We start from the raw sequence: 13487 nt of genomic DNA on the forward strand, positions 1-13487 counted from the left end.
GTTTCGCGGTGCGAGACAGCACCCTCGATCTGACTTACCATGGGCGCCGTCGGAGGCTTACGCCGAGAGGCAACGCCGCGTATTGCGCCCTATGATAACGCCACTTTGCAGCGATAGTATTTATGAACCGGTTTTTATTACTGTTTTGTATAGTCAGTGCCAGCTTCTTTAGCTACGCCAGCGACCCCTTCAGCCCCGCCAGCAATACCGACTTTAGTGCGAACGGCTTTGCTCAAGGCGCGCAGTTTTTACCGGTAGAACAAGCCTACAAAGCCAGTGTTAGCAGTGACGGCGGGCTTCGCATCGATTGGCAAATCGCCGAGGGCTACTATCTTTACCGCGAGCGTTTTTCCGTAAGCCTCAGTCGCCAAGGCCAGCCCGTCGATGCCACGGTAGAGTTTTTACCAGGCAAGGTCAAAGACGATCCGTATTTTGGTAAAACCGAAGTCTACTATCACGGCACAACACTGCAGCTGGACGTCGCCGACACCGCCAACCTCCAACTCACGGTGGTCTCTCAGGGCTGCGCTGACGCAGGCCTGTGCTACCCGCCTCGCAGTCAAACCTTCAGCAGCGATGCCCGGGGCGTGTTCACTGAAGTTGATACAGCGGCGTCTACGCCCGCCGCCCTCACTGCACCTGCCGAGAACCGCGGCCTGTTGATCACCCTGATCCTTGCCGCTATTGGCGGCGCGATCCTCAACCTGATGCCCTGCGTATTTCCGGTACTCGGATTAAAGGTGCTGAGCTTCAGCAATGCTCACCAGGGCAGCCCGGCCAGTCACGGCCTCATCTACAGCGCCGGTGTGGTACTGAGTTTTGTACTGGTCGCCGCACTATTAATCACACTTCAAAACGCCGGACAAGCAATTGGCTGGGGCTTTCAACTGCAGTCCCCGCTATTTGTTTCGCTGCTGGCCAGCCTCTTTTTTGTGCTGTCACTCAACCTGCTCGGACTCTTTGAATTGGGCGGCAAATGGATGAATGTCGGCGCCGACATCAGCCGCGAACCCGGCTATCGCGGCAGCTTCTTCACCGGCGTGCTCGCCACACTGGTTGCCAGCCCCTGTACCGCGCCCTTTATGGGCAGCGCTATCGGCTACGCCGCCAGCCAACCACCCGGCGTCGCGCTGCTGGTGTTCGCGAGCTTGGGGGCCGGTATGGCAGCGCCAGTATTGCTATTAACCCTCTTTCCGCAATGGCTGAAGCTGCTACCCAAGCCCGGCGACTGGATGTTACATCTGCGCCAGTTTATGGCCTTTCCCTTGCTGGCCACGGCCATTTGGCTGGCCTGGGTGGTAGGCCGCCAGAACGGCACCGATGCCATGGCAGCCACGCTGATTACCTGGCTACTGCTGGGCTTTGGTATCTGGCTGTGGCCCCTGGGTAAACGCGGGAAAGCGCTGGCAGCCATCACCGCGCTGGCCATCCCACTGCTGCTTCACAGCGGCCTGCAACGCCCAGCGCCCGCAAGCAGCCAAACCGGTTTCGACCGCAGCCAAATCCAAAGTCTGCGTGAATCAGGCCGCAATGTTTTCCTCGATGTCACCGCCGACTGGTGTATCACTTGCGCGGCCAATGAGGCGTTGGTTCTCAATACCGATGACATCCGCGACGCATTCGAGCGCGCCAACGTGAGCTATGTGGTTGCCGACTGGACCCGCTACGACCCTGTGATTACCGAGCTGCTGGCCGATTTCCAACGCAATGGCATCCCGCTGTACATCTACTACCCCGCCGATCTCAGCCAGCCGCCGAAGGTCTTGCCACAGATTCTCAGCAAAGACACAGTAATGGCCATTTTGCATCCTTAAAGGCGTGTTTTCAGTGTTAGCACTGAAAACACTTACTTCGGGGAAAAACCTGCCATTGTCTGCAATCTTGCGGGAAACTTGCGGCCATCTTAAAAAATTCATCAAATTCGTTGGACTCGCATTTTCAATTGCGGCAAACTACGCGAAATTTCTCTAGCAAACCCCGGTGAAACATGGCATCGATACTCGTGCTGCACGGCCCTAACCTCAATTTACTTGGCACCAGAGAGCCCGAGGTCTACGGCCACCACAGCCTCGAGGACATCAATCAGCAGCTGCAAGACGCTGCCAGCGCCGCGGGCCATCACCTCCAATGCTTACAGAGCAATGCCGAAGTAGAGCTGATCGAGCGAATTCACCAGGCCCGGCCCGAAGGCATTAATTTTATTATTTTCAATCCGGCAGCCTTCACCCACAGCAGCGTGGCCCTGCGCGACGCACTGTTGGGTGTGGACATTCCGTTTATCGAAGTGCACCTGTCGAACGTTCACGCCCGTGAACCCTTTCGCCAGCACTCCTATTTTTCAGATATTGCCCGTGGGGTGATTTGCGGTCTGGGGCCACAGGGTTACCTGCTGGCACTGCAGGCCGCACTGTCACAACTGCAGGACTAGCCCTTCACAACACATTAAAAAAAGAGAGTGACTATGGACATCAGGAAAGTAAAAAAGCTGATTGAACTGCTCGAAGAATCCAACATCGACGAGCTGGAAATCAAGGAAGGCGAAGAATCGGTACGCATCAGCCGCAACAGTGGTAGCGTGCAGATGGCGGCGCCGCAGTACGTGAGCCAGGCGGTACCGGCAGCGGCGCCTGCCGCACCAGCCCCCGCTCCCGCAGCAGCGCCTGCACCGGCCGCCGAGGCTGAGCCAAAAATTAACGGCCACGTTATTAAGTCGCCCATGGTCGGCACTTTTTACCGCTCGCCGTCACCGGGCTCTCCCGCTTTTGTTGAAGTCGGTCAGCACGTTAAAGCCGGCGATGTCGTTTGCATTGTCGAAGCAATGAAAATGATGAACCAAATCGAAGCCGACAAATCCGGTGTGGTAGAAGCTATTTTGCTGGACGACGCGCAACCCGTGGAGTTTGACCAGCCTCTGATCACCATCGTGTAAGCACACCATTCACGCACACACGATCACTGCACAGAGGACAGCACATGCTTAAAAAAGTCGTTATCGCCAACCGTGGCGAAATCGCGCTGCGCATTTTGCGCGCCTGCAAGGAGCTGGGAATAAAAACCGTGGCCGTGCACTCCATCGCCGACCGCGACCTGATGCACGTTCGCCTCGCCGACGAGTCGGTTTGCATTGGACCAGCCCCCTCACCCGCCAGCTACTTGAATATTCCTGCCATTATCAGCGCAGCAGAAATCACCGACGCCGTCGCCATTCACCCCGGCTACGGCTTCCTTGCTGAAAATGCCGACTTTGCCGAACAGGTTGAGAACAGCGGCTTTACCTTTATCGGCCCGACTGCCGACGTCATTCGCATGATGGGCGACAAAGTGTCGGCCATTCAGGCCATGAAAAAAGCCGGCGTGCCCACGGTGCCGGGCTCCGACGGCCCCATTACGCAGGACAATGACCGCACCCTGAGCATCGCCCGCAAAATTGGCTACCCGGTAATTATCAAAGCGGCTGCCGGTGGTGGTGGGCGCGGCATGCGAGTGGTGCACAGTGAAGCCGCTCTGCTTAACGCGGTATATGTTACTCAGTCGGAAGCTAAGGCGGCCTTTGGTGACGATACCGTATACATCGAGAAATTCCTGGAAAATCCACGGCACGTGGAGATTCAGGTACTCGCCGATGGCCAGGGCAACGCCATTCACCTCGGGGATCGCGACTGCTCTTTGCAGCGCCGCCACCAGAAGGTGCTGGAAGAAGCTCCAGCCCCGGGTATTCCCGATGACGTGCGCAACGAAGTAGCAATGTCTTGTGTTGAGGCCTGCAAAACCCTCAACTATCGCGGCGCAGGCACCTTTGAGTTTCTCTACGAGGACGGCCAGTTCTTCTTCATTGAAATGAACACCCGTATTCAGGTTGAGCACCCGGTTAGCGAAATGGTCACCGGCGTCGACCTGATCAAAGAGCAACTCAAGATCGCCGGCGGTGAGCCCTTAAGCCTTCGTCAGGAAGACATCGTGGTTAGCGGCCATGCTTTCGAGTGCCGAATCAACGCCGAAGATCCAAAAACCTTTATGCCCTGCCCGGGTAACATCAAGCACTTCCACGCACCCGGCGGTCTTGGTGTGCGCGTCGACTCCCACCTCTACAGCGGCTATACCGTGCCTCCCCACTACGATTCGATGATCGCCAAGATCATCACCTGGGGCGACGACCGCGAGTCGGCGTTAAGCCGCATGCGCACCGCGCTGGACGAGCTGGTCGTAGACGGCATTCGCACCAACACCGAGCTGCACCGCGATTTGGTGCGCGACAATGCCTTTGCCAAGGGCGGCGTCAGCATCCACTATCTCGAAAAGAAACTGAAAATCTGATTTACTCCGGTTTTCATTGACACCGACAAGGGGCCAACAGGCCCCTTTTTTATTTTTTGCTACCGAGACCTGACATGAGCTGGCTACAGATTCGCCTCGACGCCAACCCCGACTCCGCCTCTGCCCTCGAGGATGCCCTACTGGACTGCGGCGCCGCATCGGTGACCCTTGAAGACAATGCCGATCAACCGCTTTTTGAGCCCCCCATCGGTCACACCCCAATCTGGCAGCACACCCGCGTCACCGGCATGTTCCAGGCCGACACAGACATGGTCACGGTCCTCGCTCAATTGAACGCTCTGGTGGGCGAGCTACCCAAGCATCGCATCGAGATTCTTGAAGACCGAGACTGGATTCGCGAGTGGATGGACAGCTACCAACCACTGCAGTGCGGCAAGCAGCTTTGGATTTGCCCTAGTTGGCGCGAGCCCGTTGACCCAACAGCAGTAAATCTGCTGCTGGACCCCGGCCTGGCTTTCGGAACCGGCACCCACCCGACGACCTGGCTGTGCCTAAACTGGCTAGACAGCCAGCCGCTGACCGGCAAGACCGTCATCGACTACGGCTGTGGCTCGGGCATTCTCGGGATTGCGGCCTTGCTACTGGGCGCAGAGAAACTGATTGCCGTCGACACCGATCCACAAGCGCTGCAGGCCACCAGCGAAAATGCCAAGCGCAATAATATCGACAGCGACAAGCTGGCTTGTTACCTCCCCGAGGAGGTTCCACCTGGCCTTCACGGCGACGTGTTGCTCGCCAACATTTTAGCCGGGCCGCTGATGGAGTTGGCGCCGACCCTCGCCGCCTGCCTGGATCCTGGCGCGCCTATTTGCCTGTCGGGCATACTGGACAGCCAAGGCGACACGATTAAGCAGTGCTACCAGCGTTGGTTTGTCGGCCTGGCTAGCGAGCAGCGGGAAGAATGGCTCCGTATCAGTGGCCAGCGCAACAGCGAGTCGGCCAAGTAGCATCGACTGAAGACAGCCCCTATACTCTGCTCCACGAATTGCAGTGAGGACTGCCCAGCCCCGGCACAACCGACATGCCAGACGCCCATAACGCAAACGACAACTTGCTCGACAGCGTGTGTTGCCCAGCCTGCGACACCCGCTTTCGCTGTCAATTTTCCGACCTTGCCATCGCCGATGGCCTGCTTCGCTGCGGCGTCTGCCAACACGTGTTCAATGCCACCGAACAGCTCACCCCCGCTCAGCGCGAGACCTTTGACGCGCTAGTGGCGCCCACAGCCAACACGACACCCGCGCAGGATTCACCGGAACCGGACTCAAACGATTCGGACGAAACCGGCGCCGCTGGCTGCGATAAAAAGCTCGGCCCCGAGCTGCTAGAAGGCTTGTCCACCAACGACCATGGCTTTGAATTTCACCAACCGCGAGCGCGACGTCGCTGGCCCTGGCTACTGGTAAATAGCCTGGCGCTGATAGCCCTAGTGGCTCAGTGGGCGTACTGGCAGAGGAGCGACATACTCAGCCACCCAAACCTGCCGCCAGAGATTAAGGCGTTTGCGTTATCCCAGTGCGCGCAGCTGTCGCTGACCTGCCTGCCGAATCAAACTCCACCGGGGCCACAACCAAGTAGCGACATTATTAGCCAAAAGCTCCTAGTTCGTCCCCATCCCGACGTTGCCGATGCCCTCAAGGTAGATGCCATTTTGCTCAACAAGGCGGATAGCGCGCGCGACTTCCCCCTGCTACAACTGCGTTTCAGTAATATTCACGGTATTGAGTTAGCCAGCCGCCTGTTCTATCCAAGCGAGTACCTGGCCGGTGAGCTAAACGCCCTGTCCCAGCTCGATAGCGGCCAGCCCGTGCATATCGCCTTGGAAATCGCCGCCCCGGCGGCCGATGCGGTCAACTACGAACTCCGCCTTTTCAGTCGACCTTAGCGGGGTCGTTACACTGGTTATTTTCTGAGCGCAAGACTACCGAAAGCAAAATCTAGCGAGTAGAATAGCTGCCCTGTTTTCCCACGGTCTCTCCTTTAACGGGGCATGGCGATGATCCGGATTGGTCCTCACAAGCTCCCCGCTCGCGCTGTTTTGGCGCCGATGGCGGGCATTACCGACCTCCCCTTCCGGCAACTGTGTCTGCAGTTTGGCGCTGGCTTGACCGTATCGGAAATGCTGATTAGCAATAGCGACTTGTGGCACACACGCAAAAGCCACCTGCGCCTCGCTAAGGACGACGATGCTCTGCGCTCGGTACAAATTGCCGGCGCCGAGCCGGCCATGATGGCCGACGCCGCACGTCGCTGTGCAGACGATGGCGCCCATATTATCGATATCAATATGGGTTGCCCGGCAAAGAAAGTTTGCAAACGCGCGGCGGGGTCCGCCCTGCTACGTGAACCCGAACTTGTCGAGGCGATTCTTCGCGAAGTCACCGCCGCCGTCTCGGTGCCGGTAACGTTGAAGATTCGCACTGGCTGGTCACCCGAGCAACGCAACGGCGTTGATATAGCCCGCCTGGCAGAAGACTGCGGCATTGCTGCACTGGCCGTACACGGCCGCACGCGCGCCTGCCGCTTCAATGGCAGTGCCGAGTACGACACGATAGCGGCGATCAAGCAGGCCGTATCAATGCCGGTACTGGCCAATGGCGATATCGACAGCCCTGAAAAGGCACTCGCGGTCCTGCAGCACACCGGCGCCGACGGTGTCATGCTGGGGCGCGCCGTTCAGGGTAAACCCTGGCTGTTCCGGGAGATCAATGCAGCATTGGAAGGGGGCGAATACACCCCCGTTCAAACTGCAGAAATGCGCGAGGTCATGCTCTCGCATATCAAAGCATTACATCACTTTTACGGTGAACATCAGGGCCTGCGCATCGCACGCAAACACTGCGCGTGGTATTTGCAGGACTTTAATAACGTGGATTTCAGGCGCCACTTCAACCGCTTGGAAGACGCGAGTGCACAACTAGATGCTGTACAGAGCTTTTTTGAACAGCACAGCGACAAATTACAGGATGCAGCAGCATGAACCTCAGCCCATTAAGCGCTGCCGAGAGCAGCCCAGTCAGCACCGCTCCGGCCGATGATATTTCGCAAGCCAAAACTCTGCGCGACAGTGTCGCTATCGCCCTGAACAATTACTTCTCAAACCTCGACGGCCAGGATGTCAGCGACGTCTACAACATGGTGTTGTCTGAGATTGAAGCGCCACTGCTCGAAGAGGTGATGAAGTACACCCGCAATAATCAAACCCGCGCTTCGCAAATGCTCGGTCTCAACCGCGGGACGCTGCGCAAAAAATTGAAACAATACGACCTGCTATAAACCCGCCATCGCACCCAGAGGAACACCGCCCGGATGACTACCGAGACGACTTCACGCCCCGTTAAACGCGCGCTAATCAGCGTATCCGACAAATCTGGCATCGTCGATTTTGGCCGCCAGCTTACCGAGATGGGGGTAGAACTCCTGTCCACCGGAGGCACCTACCGCCTACTGCAAGACAACGGCATTAGCGTGACGGAAGTTGCGGACTACACGGGCTTTCCTGAAATGATGGATGGCCGGGTGAAAACCCTCCACCCGAAAGTTCACGGCGGTATTCTCGGCCGCCGCGGCACCGATGATGCTGTCATGAGCGAGCACGGCATTGACGCTATCGATATGGTAGTTGTTAACCTCTACCCCTTTGAGGCCACCGTTGCCAAGCCAGATTGCAGCCTGGAAGATGCGATCGAGAATATCGATATCGGCGGCCCGACCATGGTTCGCGCAGCGGCCAAGAACCACCGCGACGTTGCCATTGTGGTAAACGCCGGCGACTACGACGCCATTATCGAGGAAATGCGTGCCAACGACGGTGCAACCCTGCACAGCACCCGTTTCGACCTCGCCATCAAAGCCTACGAGCACACGGCATCGTACGACGGCGCCATCGCCAATTACTTCGGCAGACTCGTTCCCGGCGGCAGCGACAAATTCCCTCGCACCTTTAACAGCCAATTCGTTAAAGCCCAGGAAATGCGCTACGGCGAAAACCCCCATCAAGACTCAGCGTTTTATGTTGAGCGCCACCCCAGCGAAGCCTGCATTGCCACCGCAACGCAGCTGCAGGGCAAGGAGCTGTCATACAACAATATTGCCGACACCGATGCCGCACTTGAGTGTGTGAAGAGCTTTACCAAGCCCGCCTGCGTGATTGTTAAACACGCCAATCCCTGTGGTGTCTCGGTGTCGCTCAACGGGATCGGCGAAGCCTATGACCTGGCCTTCGCCACCGACCCTGAATCGGCCTTTGGCGGTATTATCGCCTTCAACCGCGAGCTCGATGCCGCAACGGCGCAAGCCATTTGCGACCGCCAGTTTGTGGAAGTGATTATCGCCCCAAGCGTCAGCGAAGATGCGCGCGCCGTTGTGGCCGCCAAGAAAAACGTGCGCCTGCTGAGCTGCGGAGAGTGGGATAGCCCACAAGCTGCCTTTGACTATAAACGCGTCAACGGCGGCCTGCTGGTGCAAGACCGCGACCTCGGCATGATTACTGCCGGTGAGCTGAAAGTAGTGAGCAAGCGCCAGCCCAGTGAAGACGAGATCAACGATTTGATCTTCGCCTGGAAAGTCGCCAAATTCGTTAAGTCGAACGCGATTGTCTACGCCAAAAATCGCCAGACGATCGGTGTCGGCGCCGGGCAGATGAGCCGCGTGAACTCCGCGCGCATCGCCGCTATTAAGGCCGAGCACGCGGGCCTGCAAGTTGAGGGAGCCGTGATGGCATCCGACGCCTTCTTCCCCTTCCGCGATGGCATCGACAATGCGGCGAAAGTTGGCATTAGCTGCATCATTCAGCCGGGCGGTTCAATTCGTGACGAAGAAGTCATTGCCGCCGCCGACGAGCACAACATGGCAATGGTATTCACTGGCATGCGCCATTTCCGCCACTAACGCCGATACCTCGCCGGCAGCTATCTGCCGGCGACGCCAGCACCGAATCGATAGAAAAAAGATAATTTCTTCGGCCTTGAAGCAAACATGAGTCAAGGCCGTTTAGCTAAATCACGCAGCCGTGATGGCCGTAGAAATAGGACGCAGTTGAAATGAACGTATTGATTATTGGCTCCGGTGGCCGTGAGCACGCTCTGGCTTGGAAGGCGGCCCAGTCTGCCAATGTTGAAACCGTTTATGTCGCACCAGGCAACGCCGGCACTGCGCTGGACACGGGCATAGAAAATGTCGAAATAGATGTAGGCGATTTCGAGGCACTGGCAAACTTTGCCGAGAGCAACGATATCGCGCTGACCATCGTTGGCCCCGAAGCGCCACTGGTAGACGGCGTGGTGGATTTCTTCGCCAAACGCGGCCTGCCCTGCTTTGGCCCCAGCCAGGGCGCGGCACAACTGGAAGGCTCCAAAGCCTTTACCAAGGACTTCCTTGCCCGACACAACATCCCCACTGCGGCCTATGGCAACTTCACCGAACTTGAGCCAGCGCTTGCCTACCTTCGCGAGCAAGGCGCACCGATTGTCGTCAAGGCCGACGGTCTGGCAGCGGGCAAAGGCGTTATCGTTGCAGAAACACTGGAACAAGCTGAAGACGCCGTGCGCGACATGCTGTCCGGCAATGCATTCGGCGACGCCGGCTGCCGCGTAGTGATTGAAGAGTTCTTAGTCGGCGAAGAAGCCAGCTTCATCGTGATGGTCGACGGTGAAGACGTTTTGCCGATGGCAACCAGCCAGGATCACAAGCGTGTTGGCGATGGCGACACTGGCCCCAACACCGGTGGAATGGGCGCTTACTCACCCGCGCCAGTGGTAACGCCAGACGTTCATCAGCGCATTATGGAACAGGTTATTATGCCAACCGTTCGCGGCATGGCAGAAGAAGGCAACCGCTACACGGGCTTTCTGTATGCCGGCTTGATGATCAGCCCCGAGGGTGAACCAAAAGTTATTGAATACAACTGCCGCTTTGGCGACCCGGAAACACAACCCATTATGCTGCGCTTGCAGTCTGACCTAGTCGCTCTGTGTCAGGCGGCGCTTGCTGGCACGCTGGCCAACGCTGAGGCGCAATGGGACCCACGCCCTGCGGTTGGTGTTGTACTCGCCGCCGGCGGCTACCCCGGCAGCTACAACAAGGGCGATGAAATTACCGGTATCCCCGCAGAAACCGCCAGCACCAAGGTCTTCCACGCCGGCACGCAATTAGACGGCGACAAGCTGACAACCAACGGCGGGCGAGTACTGTGCGCTACCGCCATGGGCAATAGCGTAAGCGAAGCCCAGGCACTGGCCTACGACGTCGCCAAACAGATCGACTGGCAAGGTGTATTCTTCCGCAGTGATATCGCCTATCGCGCCATCGCTCGGGAATAGCGGTCACTTGATTATGTGCAGGATGCCCATCGCGATACGCCTTGATTTGAGGCTGCTGCTCAGCAGCCTGCTACTGTTTCTTGCCACAAGCCACATCGGCCACGCCGCCGTCATCCTGGATCCGGCCGTGGCGCGGGTCGACATCAGTCAATCCGGCGAAATATACGAAGATCGCAGCGGTCAGTTGTCCATCGACGACCTGCTTCAGCCAACCTTTCAGCGCAGCTTTCGGCCACTTGAAAATGGCGATTTAATGCTCGATGGCAGCACCCAAACCTACTGGCTGCTGTTTCGCTTTCGCAACACCCACAACGAAACCCTGCGCCGCATACTGGAATTGCGCCCGGCGCATTTGGGCGAGGTAACCGTCTACGCCCATCGCAGCGGCACGCCCGCCGAAGAGCGGGCCACGGTTTTCCCTCCGCAAGATATGCTGCGACCCCAGCGAATCTACCGCTTAAACCTGCCCGCCGGCAGCGCTACCAATATTTATGTGCGCATCGACAAGCACGCTGATATCCGAGTGTCTGCCAAACTCTTTAGCGATATCGCGTTTATTTCAGAAAGCAGCCAACGCGATATTGGAAATTTCTTTCTGCTTGGCGTACTCAGTACCGTCAGCATCTACTGTCTGGTTGCCTTCCTGATATACCGGGAACCGCTATTTGCCAATCTGTGCATATTTGGCGTCTTGGTGATGGGCTCACAGCTGATGGCCTGGGGCTACCTTGGCCAACCCCGAGGTATGCTGCCCCCCTGGGACAGCCCAATTATGATCATTTCAGCGATCGGCATCTTGCTGACCGAAGTGATCTTTGCGCTAGGCTTCCCCGTGTACCCCAAGCAGCGCCCGGGCCATTGGCCAAACATATTGCGCGGAATCCTTTTCCTGCTCGTGGCAGCGCTGCCCTTCAGTATTATCACCGACGCCCATTACAGCGGCATTCTGTTGAGCATTTTGGTGCCACTCACCGCCGCGTCTACGCTGTTTGCGGGCTTGAATGGCTACTTTGTCAGCTACAGCCGGCTCCTGTTGTTTTACCTGCTGGGTAAAAGCCTCACCCTGGTCATTTATCTGTTGGCCCAGCTCAGCTACTTGCTTGGCGTTCTCGATATCTATGACATGAATGCCTTACTCTCGCTGGCCGCTGTGATCGTTGCTCTCGCTCACGCCACACTGCTGATTACCCGCAGCCGCAAGCGCTGGCGTATGCAGCACGAGGATGCTCAGCGCATCGCCGTGGTCGATGAGGTAAACCGCGCGAAAAGCGAAGTGCTGGCGCGCATCACTCACGATATCCGCACCCCGATCAGCGCAATGCTGGGCGTGACAGAGCTGCTTCAAGAGACCCAACTGACCGCCAGCCAGGAAGACTATTTGCGCAGCCTGCAACGCTCCAGCCATGAGTTACTGCAGCTGCTCGAAGAAGCGGGGCAAGCCGCGCGATTTAGCGACAGCGATATCGACCTCAACAGCCAGCTCATCGCACTGCCTGAATTGGTCAGCGACGCCCTGTCCAGTTTCCGAAACATGGCTGCAGAACGCGACCTGGAGTTGATCAGCGACTTATCAAACACCCTGCCAATGCAGCTGCTTGGGGACCTGTCGCGGCTGCGCCAATTGCTTATTCACAGCCTGAACAGCGCCTTCGAACACGCCGAAGGCGGCTTTATTCTGTTAAAAATTGGCCCGGCCTCCCCTCGCCCCGGTCACCTTCAGGTGGAAGTCTCCCACCGTGGCAGCAATTTCACTGGCGATGAGCGGCAGGCGCTTCAGCGCCCCAAGGTTGATAAAAAAGACAGCGCAATGAGCACGCGATTTGCCATTATCGCTCGTCTCGTCAGCCTCATGGGCGGGCAAATTAGCTTGCGTAGCAGCGCCAGTCGCGACGTACACACCCTGTGTATGACACTGCAGCTGGGAGTGATCAGCAATAAGCTGCCAAGCCCCGAAGCAACAGACTTGCTGAACAATAAACGCCTTCTGGTGGTGGACAGCAACCGCACCTTTTGCGAGGTGGTCAATAAACAATGCTCGCCCTGGGGGGTGGGTGTCTTCTCCGCCACCAATGAGCAGGCCGCGCTGGCCATCATGCGTAACCAGCGCCTGATCAATGCCCCCGTCGATTTTGTATTGATCGACCACAGGCAAAGCGATAACGGCCTGCTGCTGGCACGCCGGGTAAAAGAAGAATTCGCCAACGCCGACCATCAACCCAGCGTGCTGCTACTTGCCCATGCGAATATTTCGTATCGCCGGGAAGAGCTGCAAGCGGCAGGGGTGCAACGGGTACTGAGTAAACCGCTGGGCAATATTGCCCTGCGCAGCGCACTACTGGGCGAATCGCGTGTTGCCGAGCGCGGTCACGACATAGATCAATACAGCAGCGACGCCTTAAATTATCATTCTCTGCGCTGCCTGATCGCCGAGGACAACCCCAGTAACGCACTGGTGCTGTCGCGTATGCTCAAAAGCCTGGGAATCACTGTTCAACATGCGGAAAACGGCCAGCAAGCCCTGAACTTTTTTATTCGCGACCACTACGACTTGGTTATACTCGATGTGGAAATGCCGGTGATGGACGGCATTGAAGCGGCGCGCCAAATTCGGCAATTTGAACAGGAAGAGGAGCGCGAGCGCACACCGATTTTCGGGCTGACGGCAAACGCCCTGGACGAGCAGCGCGACAGCTACCTCAACGCCGGCATGGACCTTCACTTGGTGAAACCGATCCGCCTGTGGGAGCTGGCCGAGTCGATACAGCGCTGGACGGGCTACCAGCATCAGAAAGACTGAGTTTGCCGTACAATAAGGCGAGATTGGAGGATACG

General features: G+C 57.6%; 11 protein-coding genes. All 11 read left to right on the plus strand.

Annotation, left to right across the window (positions count from 1 at the left end; genetic code table 11):
- Positions 1 to 122 precede the first annotated feature (122 nt).
- The 11 genes from B3K78_RS15245 (at position 123) to B3K78_RS15295 (ending at position 13452) form a co-directional block, all read left to right on the plus strand.
- A complete protein-coding gene (locus B3K78_RS15245; RefSeq protein ID WP_286696119.1) occupies positions 123 to 1814 on the plus strand; it encodes a protein-disulfide reductase DsbD family protein in 1692 nt (563 codons plus the stop codon).
- A 173-nt stretch (positions 1815 to 1987) separates the two neighbouring features.
- Positions 1988 to 2428, plus strand: coding sequence for a type II 3-dehydroquinate dehydratase (aroQ, locus tag B3K78_RS15250; RefSeq protein WP_027874283.1), 441 nt, complete (start codon positions 1988 to 1990; stop codon positions 2426 to 2428).
- A 33-nt stretch (positions 2429 to 2461) separates the two neighbouring features.
- Positions 2462 to 2929: an acetyl-CoA carboxylase biotin carboxyl carrier protein gene (gene accB / locus B3K78_RS15255; RefSeq protein ID WP_204996695.1), complete on the plus strand. Its 468-nt coding sequence runs from the start codon at positions 2462 to 2464 to the stop codon at positions 2927 to 2929.
- A 44-nt stretch (positions 2930 to 2973) separates the two neighbouring features.
- A complete protein-coding gene (accC, locus tag B3K78_RS15260) occupies positions 2974 to 4314 on the plus strand; it encodes an acetyl-CoA carboxylase biotin carboxylase subunit (RefSeq protein WP_027874281.1) in 1341 nt (446 codons plus the stop codon).
- 74 nt (positions 4315 to 4388) lie between these two features.
- Complete coding sequence (gene prmA, locus B3K78_RS15265; protein ID WP_286696120.1) at positions 4389 to 5282, plus strand: 50S ribosomal protein L11 methyltransferase; 894 nt, start codon at positions 4389 to 4391, stop codon at positions 5280 to 5282.
- Positions 5283 to 5356: 74 nt separating this feature from the next.
- A complete protein-coding gene (locus tag B3K78_RS15270) occupies positions 5357 to 6220 on the plus strand; it encodes a zinc-ribbon and DUF3426 domain-containing protein (RefSeq protein WP_286696121.1) in 864 nt (287 codons plus the stop codon).
- Between the two features lie 111 nt (positions 6221 to 6331).
- Positions 6332 to 7315, plus strand: coding sequence for a tRNA dihydrouridine synthase DusB (dusB, locus tag B3K78_RS15275; RefSeq protein WP_483375122.1), 984 nt, complete (start codon positions 6332 to 6334; stop codon positions 7313 to 7315).
- Entirely contained in the window at positions 7312 to 7611 is a 300-nt protein-coding gene (gene fis / locus B3K78_RS15280) for a DNA-binding transcriptional regulator Fis (RefSeq protein ID WP_027874278.1), read from the plus strand. Before dusB ends, fis begins: the two co-directional genes overlap by 4 nt.
- 33 nt (positions 7612 to 7644) lie before the next feature.
- Entirely contained in the window at positions 7645 to 9225 is a 1581-nt protein-coding gene (gene purH / locus B3K78_RS15285) for a bifunctional phosphoribosylaminoimidazolecarboxamide formyltransferase/IMP cyclohydrolase (RefSeq protein ID WP_204996692.1), read from the plus strand.
- Positions 9226 to 9377: 152 nt separating this feature from the next.
- A complete protein-coding gene (purD, locus tag B3K78_RS15290; protein WP_286696122.1) occupies positions 9378 to 10655 on the plus strand; it encodes a phosphoribosylamine--glycine ligase in 1278 nt (425 codons plus the stop codon).
- A gap of 22 nt (positions 10656 to 10677) precedes the next feature.
- Positions 10678 to 13452 (plus strand): hybrid sensor histidine kinase/response regulator, encoded by a 2775-nt coding sequence (locus B3K78_RS15295; RefSeq protein WP_286696123.1) that lies wholly within the window; start codon positions 10678 to 10680, stop codon positions 13450 to 13452.
- Positions 13453 to 13487 lie beyond the last annotated feature (35 nt).

The sequence above is a fragment of the Spongiibacter sp. UBA1325 genome (genome assembly GCF_002306875.1).
Taxonomy (GTDB): domain Bacteria; phylum Pseudomonadota; class Gammaproteobacteria; order Pseudomonadales; family Spongiibacteraceae; genus Spongiibacter; species Spongiibacter marinus.